The sequence below is a fragment of the Streptomyces camponoticapitis genome, from assembly GCF_014646115.1.
GTDB classification, from domain to species: domain Bacteria; phylum Actinomycetota; class Actinomycetes; order Streptomycetales; family Streptomycetaceae; genus Streptomyces; species Streptomyces camponoticapitis.
The window spans coordinates 189,144-215,308 of sequence record NZ_BMMV01000013.1 but is presented as its reverse complement, the minus strand read 5'-3'; the positions used below and the strand labels follow the sequence as shown (position 1 = coordinate 215,308).

General features: G+C 70.7%; 27 protein-coding genes. 10 read left to right on the top strand and 17 right to left on the bottom strand.

The window, feature by feature from the left end; translation table 11 throughout:
- Nucleotides 1-80: 80 nt before the first annotated feature.
- On the bottom strand, nt 81-1,112 hold the full coding sequence (locus tag IEY79_RS21135) for a ScbA/BarX family gamma-butyrolactone biosynthesis protein (RefSeq protein WP_229701005.1): 1,032 nt from the start codon (nt 1,110-1,112) through the stop codon (nt 81-83).
- 139 nt (nt 1,113-1,251) lie between these two features.
- Between IEY79_RS21135 and IEY79_RS21130 the strand changes: the two genes are divergently transcribed.
- Entirely contained in the window at nt 1,252-1,899 is a 648-nt protein-coding gene (locus IEY79_RS21130) for a ScbR family autoregulator-binding transcription factor (protein WP_189109114.1), read from the top strand.
- Nucleotides 1,900-2,120: 221 nt separating this feature from the next.
- On the opposite strand, the gene IEY79_RS21125 is transcribed toward IEY79_RS21130, so the two are convergent.
- Nucleotides 2,121-4,037 (bottom strand): glycosyl hydrolase family 28-related protein, encoded by a 1,917-nt coding sequence (locus tag IEY79_RS21125; protein WP_189109113.1) that lies wholly within the window; start codon nt 4,035-4,037, stop codon nt 2,121-2,123.
- 442 nt (nt 4,038-4,479) lie between these two features.
- On the opposite strand from IEY79_RS21125, the gene IEY79_RS21120 reads away from it, so the two are divergent.
- Both IEY79_RS21120 and IEY79_RS21115 read left to right on the top strand, forming a co-directional pair.
- Nucleotides 4,480-6,138 (top strand): NAD(P)/FAD-dependent oxidoreductase, encoded by a 1,659-nt coding sequence (locus IEY79_RS21120; RefSeq protein WP_189109112.1) that lies wholly within the window; start codon nt 4,480-4,482, stop codon nt 6,136-6,138.
- Entirely contained in the window at nt 6,135-7,679 is a 1,545-nt protein-coding gene (locus IEY79_RS21115) for an ATP-binding protein (RefSeq protein WP_189109111.1), read from the top strand. The genes IEY79_RS21120 and IEY79_RS21115 overlap by 4 nt, the downstream gene beginning before the upstream one ends.
- On the opposite strand, the gene IEY79_RS21110 is transcribed toward IEY79_RS21115, so the two are convergent.
- Nucleotides 7,664-7,930, bottom strand: coding sequence for a UBP-type zinc finger domain-containing protein (locus IEY79_RS21110; protein WP_189109110.1), 267 nt, complete (start codon nt 7,928-7,930; stop codon nt 7,664-7,666). The two genes, IEY79_RS21115 and IEY79_RS21110, sit on opposite strands and share 16 nt — an antisense overlap.
- A gap of 150 nt (nt 7,931-8,080) precedes the next feature.
- On the opposite strand from IEY79_RS21110, the gene IEY79_RS21105 reads away from it, so the two are divergent.
- From IEY79_RS21105 to IEY79_RS21090, 5 genes are all read left to right on the top strand, one after another.
- Nucleotides 8,081-9,493, top strand: a complete 1,413-nt coding sequence (locus IEY79_RS21105; RefSeq protein ID WP_189109109.1) for a VWA domain-containing protein — start codon at nt 8,081-8,083, stop codon at nt 9,491-9,493.
- Nucleotides 9,494-9,643: 150 nt separating this feature from the next.
- A complete protein-coding gene (locus IEY79_RS37430; protein ID WP_229701004.1) occupies nt 9,644-9,976 on the top strand; it encodes an alcohol dehydrogenase catalytic domain-containing protein in 333 nt (110 codons plus the stop codon).
- Nucleotides 9,913-10,707: an NAD(P)-dependent alcohol dehydrogenase gene (locus tag IEY79_RS21100; RefSeq protein WP_229701003.1), complete on the top strand. Its 795-nt coding sequence runs from the start codon at nt 9,913-9,915 to the stop codon at nt 10,705-10,707. Before IEY79_RS37430 ends, IEY79_RS21100 begins: the two co-directional genes overlap by 64 nt.
- A 76-nt stretch (nt 10,708-10,783) precedes the next feature.
- Nucleotides 10,784-11,467: a TetR/AcrR family transcriptional regulator gene (locus tag IEY79_RS21095; protein ID WP_189109108.1), complete on the top strand. Its 684-nt coding sequence runs from the start codon at nt 10,784-10,786 to the stop codon at nt 11,465-11,467.
- 89 nt (nt 11,468-11,556) lie between these two features.
- A complete protein-coding gene (locus tag IEY79_RS21090) occupies nt 11,557-12,516 on the top strand; it encodes a nucleoside hydrolase (protein ID WP_189109107.1) in 960 nt (319 codons plus the stop codon).
- A 40-nt stretch (nt 12,517-12,556) separates the two neighbouring features.
- On the opposite strand, the gene IEY79_RS21085 is transcribed toward IEY79_RS21090, so the two are convergent.
- The 4 genes from IEY79_RS21085 to IEY79_RS21070 form a co-directional block, all read right to left on the bottom strand.
- Nucleotides 12,557-13,009, bottom strand: a complete 453-nt coding sequence (locus IEY79_RS21085; protein WP_189109106.1) for a pyridoxamine 5'-phosphate oxidase family protein — start codon at nt 13,007-13,009, stop codon at nt 12,557-12,559.
- 1 nt (nt 13,010) lies between these two features.
- A complete protein-coding gene (locus tag IEY79_RS21080; RefSeq protein WP_189109105.1) occupies nt 13,011-13,292 on the bottom strand; it encodes a helix-hairpin-helix domain-containing protein in 282 nt (93 codons plus the stop codon).
- Nucleotides 13,292-14,599, bottom strand: coding sequence for an FAD-binding oxidoreductase (locus IEY79_RS21075; protein WP_189109104.1), 1,308 nt, complete (start codon nt 14,597-14,599; stop codon nt 13,292-13,294). The genes IEY79_RS21080 and IEY79_RS21075 overlap by 1 nt, the downstream gene beginning before the upstream one ends.
- Before the next feature lie 76 nt (nt 14,600-14,675).
- Nucleotides 14,676-15,014 carry a hypothetical protein gene (locus IEY79_RS21070; RefSeq protein ID WP_189109103.1) on the bottom strand — a complete coding sequence of 113 codons (339 nt, stop codon included), beginning with the start codon at nt 15,012-15,014 and terminating at the stop codon, nt 14,676-14,678.
- A gap of 24 nt (nt 15,015-15,038) precedes the next feature.
- Here IEY79_RS21070 and IEY79_RS21065 point away from each other — a divergent pair, with 24 nt between their 5' ends.
- Nucleotides 15,039-15,284 (top strand): hypothetical protein, encoded by a 246-nt coding sequence (locus IEY79_RS21065; RefSeq protein WP_189109102.1) that lies wholly within the window; start codon nt 15,039-15,041, stop codon nt 15,282-15,284.
- A 57-nt stretch (nt 15,285-15,341) separates the two neighbouring features.
- Here IEY79_RS21065 and IEY79_RS37425 read toward each other — a convergent pair whose 3' ends face one another.
- Entirely contained in the window at nt 15,342-15,650 is a 309-nt protein-coding gene (locus tag IEY79_RS37425; protein ID WP_229701002.1) for a hypothetical protein, read from the bottom strand.
- A gap of 334 nt (nt 15,651-15,984) precedes the next feature.
- Between IEY79_RS37425 and IEY79_RS21055 the strand changes: the two genes are divergently transcribed.
- The gene (locus tag IEY79_RS21055) at nt 15,985-16,560 is read left to right on the top strand and encodes a TerD family protein (RefSeq protein WP_189109133.1); all 576 of its coding nucleotides are present in this window, start codon (nt 15,985-15,987) and stop codon (nt 16,558-16,560) included.
- Nucleotides 16,561-16,691: 131 nt separating this feature from the next.
- Here the strand turns inward: IEY79_RS21055 and IEY79_RS21050 are convergent, their stop codons facing one another.
- The 9 genes from IEY79_RS21050 to IEY79_RS21010 form a co-directional block, all read right to left on the bottom strand.
- Nucleotides 16,692-17,288: a cysteine hydrolase family protein gene (locus IEY79_RS21050; RefSeq protein ID WP_189109101.1), complete on the bottom strand. Its 597-nt coding sequence runs from the start codon at nt 17,286-17,288 to the stop codon at nt 16,692-16,694.
- 112 nt (nt 17,289-17,400) lie between these two features.
- Entirely contained in the window at nt 17,401-17,871 is a 471-nt protein-coding gene (locus IEY79_RS21045; RefSeq protein WP_189109100.1) for a MarR family winged helix-turn-helix transcriptional regulator, read from the bottom strand.
- Nucleotides 17,872-17,942: 71 nt separating this feature from the next.
- Nucleotides 17,943-19,304, bottom strand: coding sequence for an enolase C-terminal domain-like protein (locus tag IEY79_RS21040; protein ID WP_189109099.1), 1,362 nt, complete (start codon nt 19,302-19,304; stop codon nt 17,943-17,945).
- Between the two features lie 75 nt (nt 19,305-19,379).
- Nucleotides 19,380-20,339 carry a 5-dehydro-4-deoxyglucarate dehydratase gene (locus IEY79_RS21035; RefSeq protein ID WP_189109098.1) on the bottom strand — a complete coding sequence of 320 codons (960 nt, stop codon included), beginning with the start codon at nt 20,337-20,339 and terminating at the stop codon, nt 19,380-19,382.
- Between the two features lie 99 nt (nt 20,340-20,438).
- Nucleotides 20,439-21,872, bottom strand: a complete 1,434-nt coding sequence (locus IEY79_RS21030) for an NADH-quinone oxidoreductase subunit N (protein ID WP_189109097.1) — start codon at nt 21,870-21,872, stop codon at nt 20,439-20,441.
- Complete coding sequence (locus IEY79_RS21025; protein ID WP_189109096.1) at nt 21,869-23,374, bottom strand: complex I subunit 4 family protein; 1,506 nt, start codon at nt 23,372-23,374, stop codon at nt 21,869-21,871. Before IEY79_RS21025 ends, IEY79_RS21030 begins: the two co-directional genes overlap by 4 nt.
- A 5-nt stretch (nt 23,375-23,379) precedes the next feature.
- Nucleotides 23,380-25,251: an NADH-quinone oxidoreductase subunit 5 family protein gene (locus IEY79_RS21020; protein ID WP_189109095.1), complete on the bottom strand. Its 1,872-nt coding sequence runs from the start codon at nt 25,249-25,251 to the stop codon at nt 23,380-23,382.
- Nucleotides 25,248-25,553: an NADH-quinone oxidoreductase subunit NuoK gene (locus tag IEY79_RS21015; protein WP_189109094.1), complete on the bottom strand. Its 306-nt coding sequence runs from the start codon at nt 25,551-25,553 to the stop codon at nt 25,248-25,250. Before IEY79_RS21015 ends, IEY79_RS21020 begins: the two co-directional genes overlap by 4 nt.
- Nucleotides 25,550-26,119: an NADH-quinone oxidoreductase subunit J family protein gene (locus IEY79_RS21010; protein ID WP_189109093.1), complete on the bottom strand. Its 570-nt coding sequence runs from the start codon at nt 26,117-26,119 to the stop codon at nt 25,550-25,552. The genes IEY79_RS21015 and IEY79_RS21010 overlap by 4 nt, the downstream gene beginning before the upstream one ends.
- Nucleotides 26,120-26,165: the final 46 nt, after the last annotated feature.

The following is a 26,165-nucleotide window of genomic DNA, read 5'->3' as shown; positions in this document are numbered from 1 at the left end:
GCGGAAGACTCAGACGACGCGGAGAGCGTGGAGAGTACGGAGCGCGCGGGAAATGCGTGGCGCGTGAAGAATGTGAGAACTCAGCGCGGGCCGGAACTCGACCGGGGCCGGGGAATGAAGACCTTGGCGCGGGCGCGGGGGGCGCTGATGGTGCCCTCGAAGACCGGGTGACCGTCCTGGCTGCCGGTGACACGGACGTCGACCGTGTCACGGTCGTCGGAGGGGATCACCTCCGCCTGGATGACACAGGGGGTGTCCAGCTCCGCGTAGCGGGTGTAGCGCATGTCGAGGCCGGTGAGGAGCAGCGGTCCGGTCCGGGTGGCCGCCGCGGCGGCCTGTCGTACCGCCTCGACCAGCAGCATCCCGGGGATGTGGTCGTTGGGACGTCCGAAGAGGGCCGGGTGTGTGGTGTCGACCCGCAGCAGCCAGCTTCCGGGCCGGTCGCCGGCGGAGAGGACCACGTCGTCCGGACTGGCCCGCGCCACTTCCTGCGGGGGGACGCCGGGCAGGAGCGGTACGGGCCTGCCGACGGCCGCCATGTGCTCGCCGCGGAGCCGGCGGTAGGCGCTGGCGGAGGTGCAGTGGATGTGTCCCCCGCCCGTCGCGAAGACGCGTCTCCCTCTGCTGAGGGTGTAGGCGACCCGCATGGAGCGCAGGCCCTGTCCCCGGCGGCGTATCTCCGAGCAGATGACGTCCATGTCTATGTCGGCGGGGCAGGGCCCCAGGGCGAGGCCCGCCAGTTCGGCGGCGTACCGCATCTCCGCCATCACGAAGTGGTCACCGACCGGCACGCCGAACTCGGCGTGGGCCAGCAGCATGGTTGCCTGCCGCATGGTCTCGGCGACCAGCACGGGGTCGTGGTGCGCTCCGCCCACCGGGGTGAACGACCGGTGGGCGAGAGGCCACCGTGCGGTGATGGAGAATCGGTTGTCGGCGAGCCGTGTCCAACCGGTGGGGAGGACATCGGCCGCCTCGGAGCGGTGCACCCACTCCTTGGCGACCTTGACGGGCTGTTCTTCCGCCGTCATGGAGAGGTGAGTGCCGGTCTCGGTGAGGACCGTCGCCTGATCGGCCTGGACTGCTTCGGTGCTGGCCAACTGTGCCTGAATCATTGATTCCGCCTGAAAGTCGTCCGGCAAAGGAGTAGGTGGTGCTGCCCACCTCCGCATAAGATACGTACGAAGCGGTTTTTTTTTCAATACCTGTCGTCACAGACCGACTACAAATCTACGTAAGACAGGAGGGAGCCTGATGGCGCAGCAAGACCGTGCAATCCGGACCCGCCGGTCGATCCTCGAAGCGGCGGCGGCCGTCTTCGACGAGCGCGGCTACAACTCGGCCACCGTCGGCGAGATCCTCACGCGGGCGGGGGTGACCAAGGGCGCCCTGTACTTCCACTTCACCTCGAAGGAAGACCTCGCGCTCGGGGTCCTCGACGCCCAACTGGCGGTCGGACCGTTCCCCGACCAGAGCAGCAAACTCCAGGTGCTGGTGGACCAGGGCATGGTCCTCGCGCACCGGCTGCGCCACGACCCGCTGGTGCGGGCCAGTACCGGCCTGGCGCTCGACCAGGGCGCTCTCGGCATCAACCGCGGCACACCGTTCGAGTCATGGGTCGCGCAGAACGAGGACATGCTGCGCCAGGCGAAGGAGCAGGGGGAGCTCCTGCCCCATGTGAACCTCAGGGAGACCGCCGAGCTGTTCACCGGCGCCTTCGCCGGAGTGCAGACGATGTCCCACGTACTGTGCGACCGCGCGGACCTCGACCACCGGATCTCGGTGCTTCTCAGCCATGTCCTGCCGAGCATCGCCGTGCCGGCCGTGCTGGCGAGACTGGACATGGCACCGGACCGGGGCGAGCGCATCTACGCGGAGATCGAGGCCCTCCAGGAGAAATAAAACCGACCAATCTGTTTTATGAGTCGCCCGTTTAGTCCCAAAAAGACTCGACGCCTTCCGGGTGCCCCTCACTCGGGAGCGGTACGGAAGGCGTCGAACGGGCCGGTTGAGCGGACTCGTCGATCGGTCTTTTCGGGCGGGAAAGCGGTCAGTGCATCTCAATTGCCCGTTTCAGTCGCTTGTCCCACGCTTGTGTCGGTCGTTTGTCCCGGCCGTTTGTCTCAGTTCGCGGTCCGCCGCGTGCCGGGGCCGCCGTTGATGACAAATCCCGACCCGGGCTCTATGAGGACATCGCCCTCGGCCGAGTTCGTGATGGTCACGTCCGTCAGCGTCGCGCTGCCGCGGGCACCGCCCATCGCGAGGATGCCGGAACCGTTGTTGGACTTGTCGATCGTCACACCGCTGATCTCGACGTCCGGTACGTTGCCGCCACCGTTCTTGAACTGAATGCCGTCATACGTCGAGTCGGAGATCTCGGTGTCCCTGATCTTCACTCCGGTGATGTCCCGGCTCGCCGGGAAAATGGTGATCGCCCCGAACTCCTGGCCCTCGTTCCAGAAGGCGCCGCCCGTGCGGTGGAGGGCGTTTCCGGTGAGCAGGGTCTCGCCCGAGAACGGCAGCGGATCGTGGTCGGTCGCCAGCATGATGCCGGGATAGTTGGCGGTGTCGGCGATCAGGTTGTTCTGCACCTTGTTGCCGTAACCGCCGTATATCGCGACGCCGTTGGCGCGCCACGGCAGCTGGATCGTGTTGTCGGTGAACGAGTTGTCGTGCGCGATGTCGACCGCCGGGTCCTTCACGTACCGGTTGGCCCAGATGGCGAGCGAATCGTCGCCCGTGGTGCGGAAGGACGAATTGTCCACCACCGAATTCCGGGTGCCGTTCGTGAAGTTGATGCCGTCGGCGTAGGTGTTGCGGATGCGCATCCCACTGAACTCAAGGCCGTCGGCGGGACCCCAGAGGGACGGGATGTTGTCGTAGTCGCGGCCGACCCAGACACCCACGTTGGCGTGCTCGATCCACACGTTCGAGATCTTGGTGTTCTGCCCGAAGCGCCCGTTCAGGCCCACGCCGCCCTCGGCTCCCCCGCCGCCGCGGATGCGGCCGGAGCCGAAGATCGCGATGTCGGAGATCTGGGTGTTGTCGTCGATGTCGAAGCCGAAGTTGCCCTCGTGCGGGTGGTTGATCCCGCCCGCGTTCTGCGGCTCGGTGAGGGTGTAGAGCTGTGAGTGCCACATACCGGCGCCACGGATCGTGACGTCGCTGATCCCGATCTGGTTGTACTGGCCCTGGTTCTGCGGGTCGTCGGTCAGGATCTTCTGTTCCTGGCGCCACTGGCCCGGCGGGATCCAGACACAGCCGATCTCGCCGTTCTGGTCGGCGGTCACCGCGTCCTGGATTGCCTTGGTGTCGTCGGCGCCGTCGTCCGGGACCGCCCCGAAGTCGGTGATCGACGTGCACTCGGCCGGCTTGCTCACGGGCGGCGCCACCTGCTCCAGGTCGATCAGGTCGACGATGTAGAACGACGCGGAGTCGTCCGCGTCGCGCTGGAGCCTGAACTTCGTGCCCGCCGGATAGCTCTTCTCCAGCAGTGCGTGCGACTCGTCGAACAGCCTGCGGGCGTCCGCCTGGGGCGTGTTGGTCAGCGACTCGGGATCGTCGGTGTTGCCGTACAGCCAGCTGTGCTTGGACGACAGGTCCAGCTTCTGCACGAAGGCGCCGTCGGCGTAGAGGCTGAGGGTGGCGTCGATACCGCCGCCGCCCGGTGCGTCGGGAATCGAGTTGCGTACGACGATCGAGTTGGCGGCGTTGGTGGAGGTGAACTCCACGAACTGCCCCGAGTTGTCGAGGCGTACCGATTCACGGCCGGACGACTCGCTGCCGAAGTTGGTGTGCCCGAAGGTGCGCTTCGGATCCGCCTCCAGCAACGTGCCCTCGTAGTCGGCGGCTTCGGCCTCGTACTCGACGTACGGGAGGGTGGCCCCGCGCTCGGCCGCGGCCGGTCGAGCCGATGTGCCGTCGGCCTTCGTGGGCCCTCCGGCGGCCGACGCGGACGCGGCGGGCAGGAGTCCGACGACGAGCAGGCCGGTCATGGACATGCCGGTGATCAGTCGTCGTCGCAGATGCTTCGACTTCATGGTGTCCTCTGTTTCCGTGGGGTCGACAGAGTGAGAAATGCCGGTCCGTGGTGGGGGTGGACGGCAGGACGCGATCAAACAGGACAGAACACCTGCCCCGATCTTGCAAGAGAACCGCAAATAATTGAGCTTGGCAGTTCAGGTCCTGCGGCTGGGCAGTGAGAGTTTTCAAGCATGTCACGGGTTTGTCAACAGCCCGCGTCAGAGGCCGACTTGGCGCGGGGCTACGCCTGGCGCACGCGCGGAGCGCGAACCCTATGAACTGCCTGTTACCTCCATAGGGCCAACATCACTTGGTTTTCTGGACCTTTCCTCTCGAACACGGCCAGCATTGATTACTGCGAGTAGTGAAACCGGCACCCCGTACCGCGGTGGGCGGCGGCCCCCCAACCGCCGTCCACCGCACCCCACACCCCGCGCCGTCAGGGGCGATGATGGAGGTATGGCGAATCCGACAATCCTGACCGTCGATGACGATCCGGCCGTCTCACGTGCCGTCGCCCGAGACATCCGGCGGCACTACGGCGAGAGCTACCGAGTGGTACGCGCCGTGTCGGGCGAGGAGGCGCTCGGGGCACTGCGGGAGATCAAGCTGCGTGGGGACCAGCTCGCGATCATGCTGGCGGACTACCGGATGCCCCATATGAACGGCCTGGAGTTCCTTGAGGCCGCCATGGACCTCTTCCCCCTGGCCCGCCGGGTGCTGCTGACCGCGTACGCCGACACCGAGGCCGCGATCGACGCCATCAACGTCGTGGACCTCGACCACTATCTGCTCAAGCCGTGGAGCCCGCCGGAGCAGAACCTCTACCCGGTGATCGACTCGCTCCTGGAACTGTGGCTCGCCACGCCGGACCCGGTCGCCACCGAGACCCGCGTGGTCGGCCACCGGTGGTCGGCGCCGTCCTTCGCCGTACGCGACTTCCTCGCCCGCAACCTGGTGCCCTTCCGGTGGCTGCTCTCCGACGAGCCGGAGGGCACCCGGCTGCTGAGCGCCGCGGGACTCACCGGGACGGACGTGCCGATGGTGGTCACCTCCGACGGCAAGACGCTGGTGAACCCCTCCGAGCGGGAACTCGCGGCGCACGTCGGGCTGAGCACCGTACCGGCCTCCGACTTCTACGACCTGGTCGTCGTCGGGGGCGGCCCCGCGGGGCTCGGCGCGGCCGTCTACGGCGCGTCCGAAGGGCTCCGTACGCTGCTGGTGGAGCAGCAGGCCACCGGCGGGCAGGCCGGCCAGAGCAGCAGGATCGAGAACTATCTGGGCTTCCCGGACGGTGTCTCGGGGCAGCAGCTGACGGAGCGGGCCCGCCGTCAGGCGCTCAAGTTCGGGGCGGAGATCCTCAGCACCCAGCGGGCCGTCGCGCTGGACGCGGCGGGCTCCGGCCGGGTGCTGCGTCTGGGCGAGTCGAACTCCGTCACCGCGCACACCGTGGTCCTCGCCACCGGCGTCTCCTACCGTCGGCTGGGCGCGGCCGGTGTGGCGGAGCTGACCGGCACGGGTGTCTTCTACGGGTCCACCGTCACCGAGGCGATCAACTGCTCCGACCAGGACGTCTACATCGTCGGTGGCGCCAACTCGGCGGGGCAGGCGGCCGTCTACTTCTCCCGCTACGCGCGCCGCGTCCACATGCTGATCCGCCAGGGCGATCTGACGCGTTCCATGTCGAGCTATCTGATCGACCAGCTCAACGGCATCCCCAGCATCGAGGTCCATCCGTGGACCGAGGTGACCTGCGCGGAGGGCGAGGGGCATCTGCAGAGCCTGACCCTGCGCGACAGCCGTTCCGGGGAGAGCTGGTCCGTCCCCACGTCGTGGCTGTTCGTCTTCATCGGCGCCGAGCCCCGTACGGACTGGCTGGACGGATGTGTCACCCGCGACGACCGCGGATTCGTCCTGACGGGGACGGACCTCATGACGAGCGGGCAGCGCCCGGCGGGCTGGCAGCTGCCACGCGACCCCTATCACCTGGAGACGAGCGTCCCGGGCGTCTTCGCCGCCGGTGACGTACGCGCGGCCTCGGTCAAGCGCGTCGCCTCGGCCGTCGGCGAGGGCGCCATGGCCGTCTCCCTGGTGCACCGATATCTGGAGGCACAGTGACCACATCCTCGGAGGACCGGCTGACACCGGACCAGCTGCGGACGCTCTTCCTGTTCGAGGCGCTCAGCCTCGAACAGCTCGACTGGCTGGCCGACCGAGGCCGGGTCGAGCGGCGCGACGCCGGTGAGGTGGTCTACCGGGAGGGCGAGCCGGCCACCTGCTTCTACGTCCTGCTCAGCGGGGCCCTCTCGCTCCACCGCGTCCTCCACGGCGACGACGTCGAGGTCAACAGGACCGACCAGCGGGGCGTGTACAGCGGCGCCACACGCGCGTATCTGGGCGACCGGGTCGAGCAGACCTATCCGCACACCATGCGGGCCGTCAGCGACGCCGAGTTCTTCATCCTGCCGGCCGACGAGTTCGCGTGGGCGGTCCGCACCTGGTTCCCGATGGCGCTGCATCTGCTGGAGGGCCTGTTCTTCGGTACACGGGCGGCCAACGCGATCGTCAACGAGCGGGAGCGGCTGCTGGCCCTGGCGTCGCTCTCCGCCGGTCTCACCCATGAGCTGAACAATCCCGCCGCGGCGGCGCTGCGCGCGACGGCCGGGCTGCGCGAGCGGGTCACCGGTATGCGGCACAAGCTGGCCATGATCGCGGACGGCCGCGTCGACGGGGCCGGTCTGCACCGTCTGGTGGGGCTCCAGGACGACGCCGTGACGAAGGCCGCGGCGGGTGTCAGCATGACCGCGATGGAGGCCGCCGACGCCGAGGACACCGTCAGCGACTGGCTGGAGGAGCACGATGTCGCGCGGGCGTGGGACCTGGCGCCGTCGCTGGTGGCCGCGGGCATCGGGGTCGAGTGGCTGGAGGGGGCGGCCAGGACGGTCGGTTCGGAGCATCTCGACGCGGCGGTGCGCTGGATCACGTACACCATCGACACCGAGCTGATGATGGGCGAGATCGACGATTCGGTGGAGCGGATCTCGGATCTGATCGGGGCGGCGCGGCAGTACTCGCAGCTCGACCGCTCGCCGCTGCAGATCGTCGATGTGCACGCCCTGCTCGACGCCACGCTGACGATGCTCCAGGCGAAGATCCCCAAGTCGGTGCGGGTGGTCCGGGAGTTCGACCGGGGCCTGCCGTCGATCCCGGCGTACGGGGCGGAGCTGAACCAGGTGTGGACGAATCTGATCGTCAACGCGCTGGACGCGATGCCCGACGGCGGCACGCTGACGCTGACCACGTGGCGGGAGGACGAGCGGCTGCTGGTCGAGATCGCGGACAACGGGGTGGGGATCTCGGACGAGGTGCGGCCACGGATCTTCGAGCCGTTCTTCACGACGAAGCAGGTGGGTGAGGGGACGGGGCTGGGCCTGGACATCTCGTACCGCATCGTGGTCAACAAGCACCACGGTGATCTCAGGGTCAGCTCACGCCCGGGGGACACCCGCTTCCAGGTCTGCCTGCCGATCGAGCAGGAGTCGAGCGGCCAGGTGGCGGAGCAGGGGTCGTCCGGGCGGGGGGCCCCGGAGCAGGGGTCGACGGGCCAGGCGCCCGAGGCGCCCGGCCAGAGGTCCGGGAACGGTCAGCCCAGCAGCTGATGGGTGAAGCACCAGCGCCAGTCCTCGCCCGGCTCCAGGGAGCGCATGACGGGGTGACCGGTCTGCGTGAAGTGCTCGGAAGCGTGCCGGAGCGGCGAGCTGTCGCAGCAACCGACATGACCGCAGGTGAGACAGAGGCGCAGATGCACCCAGTCCCGGCGGTCGAGTGCGACGCAGTCGACGCACTCGTCGGCGGGCGAGAGGGGCGCCACGTCAGCATTCGCGTTGGCGAGATCTGTACATGTACCCATACCGCGAGGGTACTGCGACGGGCGGCCCGCAGCGCGGTGGAGAACGGATGTACGAGCGGTTCGCGGTCCCGGCGGGGCAGGCTCGCGAGGAGCCGGCGAACTCCGTGAAGACCGCAGACTTACGCTGCGTCGACAGGCACACTGGCTGCCGTGACGACACTGAGCAAAGGTGCCAATCTTCCGATAACGGTCCCCGCTGTCCGGGCCGTCCTCAGCTGGTCGGCAGGGCCCGGCGTCCCGGACGTGGACGCCTCCGCGCTGCTGCTCGACCCGGCCGGGCAGGTCCGCTCCGACGGCGACTTCGTCTTCTACAACCAGCCCCGGCACGCCTCCAACGCCGTACGCCATCTCGGCAAGCAGCCCGGCGCCGACTCGGTGGAGGTGAATCTGGCCGGGCTGGAGCCGGGCATCGACCGCGTGGCGCTGTGCGCGTCCGCCGACGGGGGCACGTTCGGGCAGGTGCCCGGTCTGCGGCTGCTGGTGCTGGATGCCGCGTCCGGCCGGGAGCTGGCCCGCTTCGACATGGCGGCCGGTTCGGAGACGGCGTACGTCAGCGGGGAGCTGTACCGGCGGGGTGGCGGGTGGAAGTTCCGGGCGGTCGGGCAGGGGTACGCGAGCGGGCTGGCGGGGCTGGCGACGGACTTCGGCATCACGGTCGACGCCGAGCCGGAGCCCACGCCCGTACGACCTCCCACGCCCGTACGGCCGCCGGCTCCGGCGCCGCGCCGGGCTCAGGCCGCTCCCGCGGCTCCGCCGCCCGCCCGGCCCGCAGCCGCGGGTGGCCGGCCCGCCGCCCGGCTCACCAAGGGTGAGGAGCGGCTTCCCGTCGACATGCGCAAGCGCCTCTCGCTCCGCAAGGAACAGGTCGCCGTCAGCCTGGACAAGCACGGTGTCTCCGGGGTCGTCGCGCGCGTCATCCTCGTCCTCGACGCGTCGGGATCGATGACCACCCTCTACTCGCGTGGCGTGGTGAAGAACGTCGCCGAGCGGATGGCGGCCGTCGCGGCGCAGCTCGACGACGACGGCGAGATGCAGGCGTGGACGTTCGCCACCAATCCCGCCCGGCTGCCCGACCTGGTGATCGGCGAGCTGCCCGAGTGGCTGAATCTGCATGTGCGGGTGGGGCAGATGAGCCTCTTCGGCCGCAAGAAGCCGCCCAAGGGGCTGGTGGCCGGGCAGGTCGACATGCGGGCGGTCGGTTTCCAGAACGAGGAACAGAAGGTCATCGCGGAGGTGCGCGCTTACGTACGCGGGAATCCCGTGCCCGCGCCGACGCTGGTCCTCTTCTTCTCCGACGGCGGTGTGTACCGCGACAGCGAGATCGAGCAGCAATTGCGCACGGCCGTCGAGGAGCCGATCTTCTGGCAGTTCGTGGGGCTCGGCCGGGCCAACTACGGCGTGCTGCAACGCTTCGACACCATGGCGGGCCGCCGCGTCGACAACGTCGGCTTCTTCGCCGTCGACGACATCGAGAGCGTCTCCGATCCGGAGCTGTACGACCGGCTCCTGTCGGAGTTCCCGTCATGGCTGAGGGACGCGAAGCAGGCGGGGATCCTGCGCTGAGCGGGCCCCGCGACGGATAAACAAACTAGTTTGTTTGACGACCGAGCGCGCGTGCGGGTACGTTTCCCTCCAAGTCAACAAACTAGTTAGTTTTCCGTGAGCCCGCTCGGGAGCCGCCCTGCTCGCGGCGGCACGAAAGGAACCACCCCCATGAGGAACGTCACCGGATGGGCCGCGCACCGACAGGGCGGACCGCTGGAACCCTGGGACTTCACCCGCCGTGACCTGCGCGGCGACGACGTGGCCGTTCGGGTGGAGTACTGCGGCGTCTGCGCCAGCGACAACGCCGCGATCGACCACGGCAGCGCCTTCCCCGTCGTGCCCGGCCACGAGATGGTCGGCGAGATCACCGCTGTCGGCGAGGCCGTGACCCGGTTCGCCGTGGGCGACAAGGTGGCGGTGGGCAACATCATCGACTCGTGCGGTCAGGCCCGCCGCGCCTCGGCGGCCGGGAGAACTGGTGCCTGCGGTTCCCCACGCTGACCTACGGCAACACCGACCCGAAGGACGGCATGCCGACGCGCGGCGGCTACCCCTCGGAGTACGTCCTGCCCGAGAAGTTCACCTACCACCTGCCCGAGGGGCTCGACCCGGCCGGTGTCGCGCCGCTGATGTGCGCGGGCATCACCACGTACGTACCGCTGAAGCGGTGGGGCGCGGGACCCGGCCGCAGGGTCGGCATCGTCGGAATGGGCGGGCTCGGGCATCTCGCGCTGAAGATCGCCCATCATCTCGGCGCGGAGGTCGTCCAGTTCACGCGGACGGCCGGCAAGGCGGACGAGGCACGCGCGCTCGGCGCGGACGAGGTGGTCCTGTCCACGGACGAGAAGCAGATGGCCGGGCAGCGAGGCCGCTTCGATCTCATACTCGACACGGTCGGCGCCGCGCACTCGCTGGAGCCATATCTGTCCGCGCTGGCGATGGACGGCACGCTGTGCGTCGTGGGCGTGCCCCCGGAGGACTTCACGGTCAGCCCGTTCAGCCTGATCCAGGGCGCGAAGACCCTGGCGGGCGCGGGGAGCGGCGGGACCGTCGAGACGCGGGAGATGCTCGACTTCTGCGCCGAGCACGGGATCGTCGCCGATGTGGAGATCATGCGCCCCGACGAGGTCAACGTGGCCCTGGACCGGCTCGCGCGCAACGACGTCCGCTACCGCTTCGTCCTGGACATGACGACGGGCGACGGCGGCGGTGCCGACGAAACGGCCAAGTGAGCGGACTGGGCGGAGTGAGCGGCCTGAGCACGGTGAGGCACGTGAAGCGACAAACCAGTTGGTTTAGCCTGAGGGCATGAAGACGGGACAGATCACCAGCGCGGGGCAGGCGTCCCGGCGGCGGCTGCTCGACGCCGCGACGGCGGAGTTCGCCACGTACGGCATCGCGGGCGCCCGCGTGGACCGGATCTCCGCCGCCGCGCAGGTCAACAAGGCCCAGCTGTACGCGTACTTCGGCAACAAGGACAAGCTGTTCGACGCCGTCTTCGCGGAGCATCTGGAGATGATCGTCGGTACGGTCCCGGTCACCGGCGACGATCTGCCCGGTTACGCGGTCCGGCTCTACGACGCGCATCTCGCCCATCCCGAACTCGTCCGGCTGGCGACCTGGGCCCGTCTGGAGCGCACCCCGACCGGGGACCTGTACCACTTCATGCCGGGGCACGACACCGAGAAGCTGCGCTCGATCACCGACGCGCAGGAGGCGGGCCTCGTCGATCCGACGATCCCGGCGCCGGAGGTACTCGCCGTCGTCACGGCCATGTCGATGACCTGGTCCCCGGCCAGCGTGATGTTCACCGCGAGCAGGGACGACCCGGAGTCCGACCACGACCGCCGCCGCACGGCGCTCGCGCTCGCCGTGCGGCGCGCCTTCGGGCCGTGGGCCGAGCCCGGGACGGCGGAGGGAGCGGCGGCCGGGACGGCGGCCGGGGCAGCGGCCGGGGCAGCGGCCGAAGGCGCGGCCGGAGCGGCGGGCTGACCGTTCGACCGGCACGCTCGGACAGGAAGCCCCCTGCCCCCGGACGCTCGGCGAGCCTCCGGACCCTCCCGCGCGGAAGGATCACGGCCATGCCCGCTCTCCCCCTGGTGGTCGACACCGACACCGGATCCGACGACGCGGTGGCGCTGCTCCTCGCCGCGGCGAGCGGGCTCGGCGACGTCCGCGCCGTGACCACCGTCGCGGGCAACGTGCCGCTCGCGACCGGCACCCGCAACGCGCTCATCTCCCTGGAGACCGCGGGCCGCGCCGACATCCCCGTCCACCCGGGCTGCGAGCGCCCGATGACGCGGGCGCTGTCCACCGCGCAGCGTGTGCACGGCGAGGACGGCATGGGCGACACCGGCCTCGCCGATCCGGCACGGGCCCCCGAGAGGACCCACGCGATCGACGCTCTCCTGTCGTATCCGAGGGATCACCCCGGCGAGCTGACGCTCGTCACCCTCGCACCGCTCACCAACATCGCCGGCGCCCTGCTCCGCGACCCGCGGCTGTTCAGCCGCTACCGGCACGTGTACTGCATGGCAGGCGCCACCGACGTACGGGGCAACGTCTCGCCCACGGCCGAGTACAACGTCTGGGCGGACCCGGAGGCCGCACGGATGGTCACCCAGTACGCCACACCGGACAAGGTCACCTGGATCGGCTGGGACGTCTCCCGCCAGGACGCCGTCATCACCCCCGCCGACCAGGAGCGCCTGGGGCGGGCCGGCACCCCCATGGCCCTCTTCGCGCATCGCGTCAACCGGACCGCCGCCGAGTGGGCCCGCGACGTCACCGGGCTCGCCGGTTACGACCTTCCGGACCCCGTCGCGATGGCGGTCGCGCTCAATCCGGAACTGGTCACCGAGTTGGAGGAGGCGTACGTCGAGATCGCCGTCGGCGACGAGACACGCGGGCAGATGATCATCGACCGCCGGCTCTCGGCGCCCGCGCCCAACATGACCCTCGTACGGCGCGTAAACGAGTCCGGCTTCAAGAAACTCCTCTTCGACACCCTCGCCGCGCCTGTCCCGAACACCGGCGGATGACCGCGCCGTCGAGCTCGAACCCACACGTTTCAGCGGGTGTTCACTTGCGCCGGACGGTCTCCAGAGGCCGGCCGGGGCGCCAGAGCCGGATGACGAGTTCGTCGCCCTCGACCCCGGTGAGCACGACCTCCGCGAGATCCAGACGGAACGCGTGAAAGTCCCCCGGCGGCTCCGACCCGGTGGTGTAACGGCGCTTCTCCTCCGGGTCGGTCACCTCGGTCGCGACCCCGGTGACCTTGGCGTCGCCGTCGGCGCTCGGGTGCGCGTGAATCGCGCACCGGCCGTCGCGTCGCAGATCACGTGCCTTGACCGCGTCCGGCATCGACCCGAACGACAGATCCGGCCCAAGGAAGGCGACCTCGCTGCCGCTCACCCGGGGTGAGCCGTCCTTCCGCAGCGTCGCCAGTACGTGGGTCTCGGCAGCCTCGAACCGGGCCCTGACCTTCGAGGCGAACTCCGGTTCCTCGCTCTCGAACCTCTTCCACGTCGCCATCTCAGCCTTCCTGTCGCGCCTGGAGTCGTCTGCGCTCGGGGGTGTAGTGCCACCACGGGCGGGCGGGGCGGCCCTCAGCCTGGTCCACCGCGGACATCACCGTATCGAGCAGACACGGGTCGTGCCTGCGGCCCGCGGCGGCCGACATCCGCTCGTACAGCTCGACCGGGTCCTGGTCCACCAGTTGCGCGATCCTGGTGATGCCGATGGTTTCGAAGTGGCCGGCCACGGAGCGGCCGACGTTGGCCAGCCGGGTGAGGTCGGATCCGTCCTGCGAGGTCATCAGGCCCCCTCCTTCGGCGGGATGTTGAAGTTGATCCGGAACATGTTGCCGGGGTCGTGGCGGGACTTGAGGGTCCTCAGCCGGTCGAAGTCGGCCGGGGTGTAGGCGGCGCGCACGCGGTCCGGGGCGGTGTCCTCGACGCCCGCGAAGTTGAGGGTGATTCCGCCGGTGCTCCAGGGGCGCAGCCCCGTCAGCAGGCCGTCGCGCCGTCGCAGGGTCTCGGGGTCCGGGACGGCACCGGTGAAGAGCGAGAAGGCCGCGTCGCGTCCGCCGACACAGTTGGGGACCTTCGGCGGGCGGGCGTAGGCGCCGCCGAAGTGCCGCAGCTCGGTGACGAACGTCCCGCCCGCGTCCGGTCCTGCCAGGGCCACCAGAGCGTCGACCGTGCCGCCGGTCAGCTCCCCCAGCAGCAGACCGCGGTCGTGGGCGACGTACGGCGCGGACGTGGGCTCGTGGTGGATCGTGCCGACGTCGGCGTACGGCATCTTCCGCACGGTGTCGAGCAGGACCGGCCCGAGCCCCCGCAGCGGTCGCACCAGTCGCTCGCCCTCCGCCGGGTCGCCGCTGTGGGCGATACGGAGGTGGGTGACGAACCGCCCGCGCAGGGGCTCGGGGACGTCGGGCAGGTCGGGGTTCCGGACCAGCAGCACCGAGGAGGCCATGGTCTCCGGCACGGAGCGGACCCAGTCGGCGTAGGCGTGCAGCACCTCGGCGGACGCCTCACCCGGGAAGTAGAGCCCGCCGCCGTACAGCCGCGCGACCGGGAACAGGTCGACCTCCATACCGACGACCAGGCCGAAGTTGTCCTTGCCGCCGCGCACGGCCCAGAAGAGGTCGGGTTCCGCATCGGCGGTCACCTCCCGGAGCCGGCCGTCGGCGGTGACGAGGCGCAGCCGCCGTACGTGATCGGCGGCGAATCCGTAGCGCCGCCCCAGCAGCCCGGCCCCGCCGCCGACCAGATAGCCGACGGCGCCCACGTCGGGGCTGGAGCCGTTCAGCGGGGCGAGTCCGTGCGGGGTGGTACGCGCCAGTACATGCCGCCAGCGCGCGCCGGCCTCGATCCACGCCGTCCCACGGGCGGGGTCGACGCGTACGCCGTCCATCCGCCGGGTGTTGACGAGTACGGCGCCGTCGGCGCTCAGGCTCGGCCCATGACCGGTGGCCATGACCCCGACGGCCCGCTTCCGCCGGGCGGCCAGCCCGACCGCGGCGACCACTTCCCGCTCACCGGCGGCTTCGACCACCTGGGCGGGCCGGGACTCGACGGCCCTGTTCAGTCCCAGCCGCGGGTCCGTGTCTGTGCTCATGGGGCCACGGTAGGCAGGCCGCCCGGTGCGGGTCTTGAACGAATCGGACGGCCCGTGAGGGCCCGGACCGTCGTCGTCACAGCCGCTGAAGATAGCTGAAGCCCGTGTCCGGGCCCACGCAGGACTGGAGGGTCAGGTCGCCCCAGTAGAGGCCGTGGGCCGGGGCGCCGCGGCCCGGGGTGAGGTGGCGGGCGTACACGCGGTAGCGCAGCACCTCGCGTGGCGTCTCCACGGTGACTACCGTGGAGACCGCCGGCGTCGCGAGCTGTCCGAAGCCGCAGAAGTCGTGCCCGACGACGACCGCCGTACGCATCGCGTAGCCGTCCTCGGTGCCGAGGTCGGGGCCCGCCCACCGGACGGCGTCGCGGCAGGCGTCGACGGCTCCTGGCCACCGCGGACGATCCGGGCGGACCACGATCCGATCCGCAGCGTGGTCCCGGTGGGCCGTGCGGTCGTGCTCGGGCTGCCGGAGGGCTTCGTGGAGGGGGACTCCGGGGTGCTCGGGCCGACGGTCGGCGGGGCCGGGGCGCCGGGCGCCACCGTCCCGGGCGTGCGGGAGGGGAGCTTCGGCGAGATCGGGTCCGCTGCCGTCGTACGCGGAGAGGGAGGCGCGGAGGCGGGCGCCGGCCGGTGCGTGGGCGGCGCGGGCCGGGGCCGGGGCCGGGGACCGTACCGCACGCGGTGAGCGCGAGGAGCAGTGTGCACCAGGCCGCCGCGCCCCCGCGTCGGCGCCCGCCTCCCGTCATCCGAAGCGGTCGTTCACATAGTCCGAAGTCCTGCTGTCCTGGGGGAAGTTGAACATGGCGTCGGTCGTTCCGTGCTCGACGACCAGGAAACCGACGACACCGCTGAAGGGCAGCAGCCGGGTGAACATCAGCCCGGTGAGGGACAGGGCAGCGGCAGCGGCGCCCAGCAGCGCGTACACGTCGGTGGCCCGCAGCCGGCTCGGTGAGCGCCGCCGCTCCCCCACCGACTGCGTGCGCCCGACCGGACCGGGGCCGCCGGGACCGGGGCTGCCCGGCGCGGCCTCTCTCTCCGGCGCGATGGTCATCTGCGGTGTCCCCTCATCGACTTGTTGACTTCTCTCGCTCGACCAGGTCCCGCTCGGCCCGGTCTCGTTCGCGTCGGTCCCGTTCGCCGGCGTGACAGACGACGACACAAACCCGACAACGCCGTCTACTTTCATGGCGAAGTTGCCCTCAGGCCGCCCGCAGTACACCGGAAGCAAGCCCTTTCTCCCGTGCGGGGCAGGCGAGTTGGGCCTCCGGGCCGGTCGGTCGTCGGCCGCGTGGATGCCTGACGCACCTGTCCCATCGACTTCTACAGTGTTGTAGATTTTGAGCGGTCCACACTGTGAGCACACCATCGAGCACCAGGAGAAGATCGTGGGAGTTTCCCTCTCCAAAGGCGGCAACGTTTCGCTCAGCAAGGAGGCCCCGGGCCTGACGGCGGTGCTCATCGGCCTGGGCTGGGACGCGCGCAGCACGACCGGCGCCGACTTCGACCTCGACGCGAGCGCGCTGCTCGTCAAGGCGGACGGCAAGGTCCCCTCCGACCAGCACTTCATCTTCTACAACAACCTGAAGAGCCCCGACGGTTCGGTCGAGCACACCGGCGACAACCTCACCGGTGAGGGCGAGGGCGACGACGAGTCGGTGAAGGTCAACCTCGCGGGCGTCCCGGCCGAGGTCGACAAGATCGTCTTCCCGGTCTCGATCCACGAGGCGGAGTCGCGCGGCCAGAGCTTCGGCCAGGTCCGCAACGCGTTCATCCGCGTGGTGAACCAGGACGGCGGCGCCGAACTCGCGCGCTACGACCTCACGGAGGACGCGTCCACCGAGACCGCGATGGTCTTCGGCGAGCTGTACCGCAACGGCGCGGAGTGGAAGTTCCGCGCGGTGGGCCAGGGTTACGCCTCCGGCCTCTCGGGCATCGCCACCGACTTCGGCGTGGGTGTCTGACCCGCACACCGATCGACGACGGCGCTGCCGGGCCCCGGATCAGCCAATCGGCTGACGGGACCGGCGGCGCCGTCGCGTGCGGCTCGTCGTCGTGGGAGACGTACGGGATCTGTGCCCGCGTTGCCGGGGCGTCAGGCGGACGGCAGGAGCTCGCGCAGCGTGGCGGTGTCGATGACATGGGCCCGGGACCGGAACACCTTGTCGACCAGCACCCGGTGGACCTCGGGGTCACGGTCGGCGACGCCGTCGGACAGGACGTAGACGCGGTAGTCGCGGTCGGCGGCGTCGATGAGCGTGGACAGGACCACACCGCTGGTGCTGATCCCGGTGAGGATCAGCGTGTCGACACCGCGCGAACGCAACCGCTCGTGGAGATCGGTGGTCGAGCCCGCGCCGATGCGGATCTTGCGTACGACGATGTCGCCGTCCTCGGGGGCGATCCGCTCGTCGATCCGGGTACCGGCGTCCTCGTGGTGCAGGCTCTTCGAGGCGGCGGCCGGCGCGAAGGACTTGTTCGTCTCGGGAACCGCCGCCCAGTCGTCCTCGGTGAAGGCGACGCGGACGTAGCCGATGGTGCCGCCGGCCGCGCGGACGTCGGCGATGGCGCCCTTGACCCGGTCGATCAGGGCGTCGGGGTCGGGGGCGAGCGGGAGGATCCCGTTCTGGAAGTCCATCGCCAGCAGGGCGGTCCGCTCGGGGACGATGGCGGGCGGGGTGGGGGCGCTCATGGGGTGTTCTCCTTGCCGTGGTTCCCGGTACCGGGTGGGGGGTTGGTGGTTCTCGGGGTGTGGGCGGGGGCGCCGTCCTCGGGGGTGCCGGGGGTGCCGGTGGTGCCCGTGCTCATATGCCGCCGTCGCCCAGGTCCGCCGCGGCCAGTCGCTCCAGCAGTTCGACGGCCTTCTCCAGTTCGCCGAGTTCGTCGGGGGCGACGACATGGTCGATGGCCCGCGACAGGAACGAGGCGCGTCCCGCGAGCAGTGTGCCGATCAGTTCGGTCGCGGACGGATCGGGGCTCATGAGCTTCCTGCGGCCGTCCCGCGCGTCAGGTTCGCCGTGGATCAGTCCGGCGGCCTTGAGCACGGCCAGGCTCTGCGCGATGGACTGCGGGCTGACGTGCTCCAGCGAGGCGAGCCGGGCGGCGGTGACCGGGCCTTCCCGTACGACGCTCCCCAGCACGGCGAGCTGCGTGGTGGTCAGGCCGATCGCGTGATGCCCGGACTCGCTGCGCAGGCGTGCGCGCAGCCGCTTGATCGCGTCGTTGAGGCGCTGGGCGGTCGCGACGGACCGCGGCGGTCCGGGATTCGTGGTCATGGCCCCACCGTAGAACCACGCAAGAAACTTTGCCAAGTTACTTGTCTATTATCTGCCCACCGCCCGCGGCCTCAGCGCACCAGGCAGGGCCGCTTCGCGTCGAACTCCCAGTCGGGGACGAGATACCGCATCCCGGTGGCGTCGTCGCGCGCGCCCAGCGCCTTCTCCCGGTAGAGCTCGTGGGCCGCGAGGAGCCGCTCCATGTCGATCCGCACCCCGAGGCCGGGAGCGTCGGGGACGGCGATCTCGCCCCCGACGATGCGCGGTGGAGCCGTGGTGAGCCGCTCCAGACCTTCCTGCCAGATCCAGTGGGTGTCCAGGGCGTTGTAGTCGCCGGGAGCGGCGGCGCCGCAGTGGGTCACCATGGCCAGGGAGATGTCGAAGTGGTTGTTGGAGTGACATCCCCAGGTCAGACCGCTCGCCTGACAGAGCTGGGCGACGCGGACCGAGCCCTGCATGGTCCAGAAGTGCGGGTCGGCGAGCGGGATGGACACCGACTGAAGGGCCAGCGCCTGGGTCAGCTGGCGCCAGTCGGTCGCGACCATGTTCGTGGCCGTCGGGAGACCGGTGGCGCGGCGGAACTCGGCCAGGATCTCGCGCCCGGAGTAGCCGTCCTCGGCGCCGCACGGGTCCTCCGCGTAGGCGAGCGTACCGACCAGCGGCGAGCACAGCTCGACCGCCTCGCGCAGCGACCACGCGCCGTTCGGGTCGAGGGTGATCCGGGCCTCGGGGAAGCGTTCTTTGAGGGCGCGTACGGCCTTGACCTCCTCCGCGCCCTGAAGGACACCGCCCTTGAGCTTGAAGTCCCGGAAGCCGTACAGAGCGTGGGTGGCCTCGGCCTGGCGCACGATCGCCTCGGGCGTCAGGGCCTCCTCGTGCCGGATGCGGTACCACTCCTCGGCCGCGCCGGGTTCCCGGACGTACTCCAGGTCGGTCCGGTCGGGGTCACCGACGTAGAAGAGGTAGCCGAGCACCCGCACGGAGTCGCGCTGCTGCCCGTCGCCGAGCAGCGCCGCGACGGGTACGTCCAGGTGCTGCCCCAGGAGATCCAGGAGCGCCGACTCGACCGCGGTGACGGCGTGGACCGTCGTACGCAGGTCGAAGGTCTGACCGCCCCTGCCTCCTGAGTCCCGGCCCGCGAACCGTTCCCCGATCTCCCGCAGGACCCGCTTGAAGTCGCCGACCTTCGCGCCGACCACGAGGGATTCGGCGTCCCGCAGCGTCCGCGTGATCTTCTCCCCGCCCGGCACCTCGCCGAGCCCGGTGCGTCCCTCGGAGTCCTCGATGATCACGACGTTACGGGTGAAGTAGGGCCCGTGCGCGCCGGAGAGGTTCAGCTCCATGCTGTCCCGGCCGGCGACCGGGTAGACGGAGAACGCGGTGACGGTCGGCCGGCTTCTCGGGCTGGCGCTCGTGCTCAGGCTGGTGTTCATGGTCTGGGAATCCTTCACGACGAGGGTGCCCGGGCACCAGGGTCTGGGGGCCTGTCGGTGACTTCGGACGGCCGTTCAGGGGCGTCGTCCGGCGGCGCCGACCAGGCTCAGGCCCTCGTCGAGGATCTTCGCCAGGTCGGCGAGGTCGGCCGGGCCCGGGTCGGTGAGCGGAGCGCGTACGGGACCGACGGGCAGGCCGCGCAGCCGGGCGGCTGCCTTGACCAGGGCGACGGCGTAGCCGGGCACGCGGTCGCGCAGTTCGACGAACGGTACGTAGAAGTCGCGCAGGAGATTGTTCACGGTCGCCTCGTCGCCGTCCCGCAGCGCCGCGAAGAAGGCGTCGGCGATCTCGGGCGCGAAGGCGTGGACGGCGGAGGAGTAGGCGGGGACGCCGACGGTGGCGTACGCGCGTGCCTGGATCTCGGCGGTGGCGGCGCCGTTGAAGAAGAGGAAGCCGTCGGGCGCCGCGAGGGTGAGGCGCTGGAGCCGGTCGAGATCGCTGTGGCCGTCCTTGAGGCCGATGACCGTGGGGATGTCCGCGATCCGGCGCAGGCCCTCGGGGGTGAGGGTGACCGGGCCGCGCTGGTAGGCGACGAGCGGCAGCCGGGTGCCGTCGGCGATGCGGCGCAACTGCTCCACCAGACCGTCCTGCGTCGCCTCGACCAGATAGTGCGGCATCACCAACAGGGCGTCGGCGCCCGCCTCCTCGGCGATCCGGGCGAACCGCAGCGCCTGCGCCCAGCCGTAGCCGGTGCCGGCGACCACGGGCAGCCGCCCGTCGGCCACCTCCACCGTGGCTGTGACGACCGCGCGGTACTCGTCCTCATTCAGCCCGCTGAATTCGCCGGTCCCGCAGGCGGGGAAGACCGCGCCTGGTTCGGTGGCCAACTGGGCCGTCAGGTAGGCCCGGTGGGCCGCCACGTCGAGAGCGCCGTCCTCCTGGAAACTCGTCAGGGGGAAGGAGAGAACGCCGCCCGCCATCGCCTCACGCAACCGCCGCGTCACAACCTCGGTCTCCGCACCCAGCCCTGCCATCGCTCCGGCCCTGCTTCCCCTATGAATGTTGTCTATGTATGAGAATACAGGTTATAACCATGAACATGATGGGTCAAGTGGTCCGTCGCCCCCGGGACTTCACGGCAGCAGTGGCTCGTCGGCGAGCGTGAGGACGGCCTGCCCCGCGATACCGAGCGCCAGTGAGAGAGCCGCCGCCGCGTAGGCGGTGACGGCCGCGGACCGCCCCAGTACCGCGTGCGCGGCGGCGGGCGCGGCGGCGGGCGCGGCGCCGGTGGTGGCGAACAGCGGGCCGAGCCAGCGCAGGTAGTAGAAGAGGGACGCGACGGTGTTGGCGACGGCGAGGGCGGCGAGCCAGGTGAAGCCGCCGTCGACCGTCGCGCTGAAGATCTCCAGTTTGCCGAGGAAGACACCGGTGGGCGGGGTGCCGACCAGACCGAGGAGACAGACGACGAGCACGGCCGCGAGGCCGGGGTGCGAGCGTGCGAGGCCGCGGTAGTCGGTGAGGGCACGGGCCCGGGGAAGTTCGGTGACGACGGCGAAGGCGCCGAGGTTGGTGACGGTGTAGGCGGCGAGGTAGAACAGCAGGCTCTTCTGGGCGAGTTCGCTGCGGGTGGCGACGGCGGGAGCCATCAGGAGGTAGCCGACCTGGCTGACGGTGGAGTAGGCGAGCAGGCGTTTGACGGAGGTCTGGAAGAACGCCGCCAGGTTTCCCAGGGTCATGGTGACCGCGGCGACGATCGCCAGCAGCAGCGGCCAGTTGACGTCACCGCCGGCGAGTGCCTGGTGGAGAAGGCGGTACGCGGCGATCAGGCCACCGATCTTGGGGAGGGTGGTGACGTAGGCGGCGACCGGCGCGAGGGCTCCGTCACTGACGTCGGGCACCCAGAAGTGGGCCGGTACCGCACCGATCTTGAAGAAGAGACCGGCCAGGACGCCGACGAGTCCGACGGCGACGGGACCGTAGGGGGCGTCGGGCAGGGCCTTGCTCAGCCCGGCGTAGTCGGTCGCGTGCCCGGCGCCGTACAGAAGCGCCGTGCCGGCGAGCATGGTGGTGCCGAGCAGGGCCCCCAACAGGTAGTACTTCAGGGCGGCTTCGGTGCCGCGGGCGTCCTTCGCGAAGGCGGCGAGCGCGTACGCGGGCAGACCGGCCAGCAGATAGCCGGCGAACAGCATCAGCAGATCGTTGGCGCCGACCATGGCGAGCGTGCCACCGCCCGACATCAGCAGCAGGACCCAGTACTCGGTCTCACGCCGGTGGTTCCGCACGGTCTCCACGGACATGCCGATGACCAGCAGCAGCGCGGCGAGGACGATCAGCCGGCCGATCCCGGTGGCGGTGTCGACGGCGAACGAGGCGGAGAACACGGTCTGTTCGCCGCCGGTCGCCATGGTGACGGCGGTGGCGGTCAGACCGGCCGTACAGGCGGTGGCCGCGAGCGCCGCGACGATCCACTGGCGCCGGCGGGGCAGCCAGGAGCCGGTGACGAGGCCGATGACGGCGGCGCCGAGCAGGGCGAGTTCGGGGATGAGGGCGGTGAGGTTCTGGTTCACCGCGCGACCAGTCCGGTCAGGGCGCGGCCCGCCGGTTCGATGACGTCGAGCAGCCAGCGCGGCGCGACGCCGATCACCAGGGCGACGGCGAGCAGGATCACCGTCGGCCACGCCTCGGTGCCTCGGAGGTCCGCGACGCCGCCGGCCGGCATGGTGTCCGGCAGTCGCGGGGTACCGAGGAACACGCGCCGCAGCGCGGTCAGGAAGAGCGCCGCGGTGATCACGATGCCGGTCAGCGCGACGGCGGTGGCGATCGTCTGGGAGGCCAGGCTGCCGGTGAGGATCTGGAACTCGGCGATGAATCCGGAGAAGCCGGGGATGCCGAGCGCGGCGAACGCGGCGACGGCCGTGACCGCCGCGAAGCGGGGCGTGTGCGCGGCCAGACCCGAGTAGGCGTCCATCGCGTACGTACGGCCGCGGTCGTACAGGACACCGGTGAGCAGGAACAGGGCGCCGGTGATCAGGCCGTGGCTGACCATCTGGGTGACCGCCCCGGTCACCGCGAGTGAGCGGGCCTGGGCGTCCGTGCCGGCCAGCGTCCCGGCGGCGCCGACGGCGAGGACGACGTACCCCATGTGGTTGACGGACGTGTACGCGATCATGCGCTTGAAGTCGGTCTGCGCCAGTGCCACCAGCGCCCCGTACACGACCGACACCGCTCCGACGACGACGATGACCAGCGCGTAATGGCGCCAGCTCCCCGGCAGCAACGGCATCGCGATGCGTACGAATCCGTACGTGCCCATCTTCAGCAGCACCCCGGCCAGGATCGCCGAGCCCGTGGCGGGGGCGTCGGTGTGGGCGGGGGGCAGCCAGGTGTGGAACGGCACGGTGGGGGTCTTGACCGCGAGCCCGACACCGATGGCCAGCAGCACCAGACCCGCGTAAGTCCCGCGGCCGGCGAGCGGGTTGGCCCGGGTGAGGTCGACGATGTCGAAGGTGTGCGGGTCCGCCGCCAGATACAGCCCGATGAAGCCGAGCAGGAGGGCGAGGGAGCCGGTGAAGGTGTAGAGGAAGAACTTCAGCGCGGCGGCGCGGGCGCGTTCACCGTGGCCCCAGCCGGCGATCACGAAGAACATGGCGACGATCGACAGGTCGAAGTAGACGAAGAACAGGATCAGATCGAGGGCGACGAACAGGCCGACGCAGACGGTCTGGAGGAAGAGGAAGAGGCAGACGTAGGCGCGCACCCGCCGCCGCTCGCGCAGCGAGAACACGGCGACCGCAAGGAACAGCAGACAGGTCAGCGCCACCAGCGGCAGGGACAGGCCGTCCACACCCACGTGGTAGCCGACGCCGGCGCTGGGGATCCAGCGCACCCGCTCCTCGTACCGCGGCCCCTCGCCGGTGTCGAACCCCGCCCACAGCGCGACGACCAGGGCCAGATCGGCGGCGGCGGTGCCGGTCCAGATCCAGAGGTACGCCCTGTCGGGGAGGGTGCGCGGCAGGAGCAGCAGCACCGCGCAGACCAGCAGCGGCAGGAACGTGACGACGCTCAGCACAGGGGTTACCTCACCGACAGGATGATCAGGACGAGCACGGCGAAGCCGGCGGCGGCCTGCGCGTAGTACTGGTGCAGCAGTCCGGTCTGGGGGCGGCGTGCCGCGCGGCCCAGGCTCCGGGCTCCGGACGCGACAGCGCGGACGGCCGCGTCGACACCGCCGTCGTCCAGGCGGCGGGCGAGGCGGGCCGCCGCGAGGCCGCCCCGGGCGGTCTGTCGTACGGCGCCGTCGATGACGCGGTCGTCGAAGACGGCGAGCGCCCTGGCCAGGGCGAGCACGGGCCGGACCACGGTGAGTCGCGCGGTCCGTTCCAGGAACAGCCAGTTCCGGGCCCATCGCACGACGGTGCGCGGGACGGGCGCCGGGCGGGACGCCCACCACGGGACCAGCCCCGCGACAGCGAGCGCGACACCGGCCGAGAGGGCGAACTCCCACGCCTCGGGGGACGGCTCGCCCCCGGCGCCGAGCAGGCTCCTGAGCCAGGAGGCCGGCCCGGGCAGGGCCAGGACGCCGAGAACGGCGGCGGCGAAGGTGAGCGCGAGGAGGGGGAGCGGAGTCGTACGGGCGGTGCGCCGGATGCCGCGCCGCTCGGTGTCGTATCCGGAGGCCGGGCCCGGGGGAAGCGGGCGGGTCACGTACCAGAGGGCCTTGAGGCTGTAGACGGCGGCGACGGCCGCCGCCGCGAGCCCCACCACGTACAGGCCCGTCCCCTCCGCCCGGGCGGCGGCGAGCACTTCGTCCTTGGCCGCCCACAGGGACAGGGGCGGCAGCCCGGCCAGCGTGAGTGCGCCGACGGTGAAGGCCCCTCCGACCAGCGGGTAGGTACGGGCCGCGCCGCGCAGGGCCCCCAGTCGCTTGGTGCCCAGCGCCGTCAGCCACGCTCCGGCGGCCAGAAAGAGGCCCGACTTCGTGGCGGCGTGGGCGACGAGCTGGGTGGTGCCCCCGGCCACGCCGTGGCTGCCCGCCGCCAGCACGATGAAGCCGATCTGGGCGGAGGTGGAGGCCGCGAGCAGCTGCTTGAGGTCGGTCTGGGCGACGGCGACCACCCCGAGGGCCAAGGCGGTCACCGCGCCGAACCAGGCGACCAGGGGCCCGGCCCAGGCGGTCGCGGCGAGCAGTGGTTCGAGGCGCAGCAGCAGATAGGCACCGGCGGCGACCATGGTCGCCGAGTGCAGCAGTGCCGACACCGGGCTGGGGCCCTCCATGGCCCGGGACAACCAGAAGGAGAAGGGCAGTTGGGCGGATTTGCCGAGCGCGGCCAGGACGATGCCGACGGTGATCACATGCAGCCAAGGAGACGTGGCCTGCGCCAGACGGTCGAGACGGAGAGTGGCGACGCCCCCGGCCAGGGCGGCGCCCGCCGCCACATACATACCGAGGTCCGCCGTACGGGTGGTCAGGAACGCGACATCGGCGGCAGCCGCCTTCCCGGGCCGCCGCCACCCGTACCCGATGAGCGCCCAGCTGGAGGCGCCCATCACCTCCCAGGCCATCAGCAGCAGCGGCAGCGTGGTCGCCGTGACGGTGACGAGCATGGCTCCGGAGAAGACGAGCATCAGCCCGAAGAACCGGCCGCGGTCCTCGTCGGGGCCGAACTCCCCCACCGCGAAGGCCAGTACGGCGGTGGTGACCGCGGCGACGGTGACCACCATGACGGCGGACAGACCGTCCACCGCCAGCCCCGCGTCCATCCCGGCGAACAGCGGCACGCTCACGGCCGGGCGGGTCACCGCGGCGGCGATCGCCAGACCGAGCGTCGCCAGGGCCGCCGTCGCGGCGACGGCCGGGATCCGCCGGTCGTACCGCGGCTCCGTCACGGCGAGCACCGCCCCCACACCGAGGGGCAGCGCGACCAGCGGCCAGAGGACCGCGCTCATCCCTTGAGGTCCTCGGCCATGTCGGCCATGTCGACACGCCGGGCCCGGTAGATCGCGGTGGTGACGGCGAAGCCCATCGCCATCTCCACGGCCATCGCCAGCACGGCCGCCACGACGAGCACCTGTCCGCCGGAGGCGCCCGGGGAGAGGAAGGACCAGAACACCGCGGCGGCGACGACGACCCCGCCGGTCATCAGCTCGATCCCCATCATGATCATGACGATGGACTGCTGGGAGAGGGCGCCGTACAGCCCGGTCGAGAAGAGTCCGGCGGCGAGGACCAGCAGAAGCTCGAACGTCATCGGCCCACTCCCCCGCCGGCCGGGTCCTCGGCGGGCCGCCGGTCGAGTTCGTCGCCGAACCGGTCGTAACGGCCGCGCCGGGTGGCGAGCACGGTGGCACCGACCATGGTGGCCAGCAGGACGAACCCGAGGGTGACCATGGTGAGCATCTGGTCCGCCATGAGGGACATGCCCAACTGGAAGGTGCTGTCCTTGGGCCGCGCCCCCGTACGGCCGGGCCAGGGGACCAGGAAGATCCCGGCCACCAGCGCGGCGAGGACGGCGCCGCTGATGACCAGCGCGCCACGGGTGTTGTGCACCATCGACATCGGCATCAGACCGGCCGGATTCATCATGTACGCGATCATGAACACGGCCATGATCACCATCTCCATGACCATCATCAGCACGATCACCACACCGAGGTACGGCAGCCCCAGCACCGTCACCACACCGCCGACGCACACCAGACAGCCCAGCAGGGAGAAGGCGACCCGGGCCATGGAGTTGAGCGTGAACACCAGAACGCCACCGGTCAGGGCGAGGACGCCGAGAACCCACAGCAGCACGGTGTTCGTCACACCCATCACGCGCTCCTTCTCCACAGGCCGGGTTGGTCGGGGGGTCTTCCGT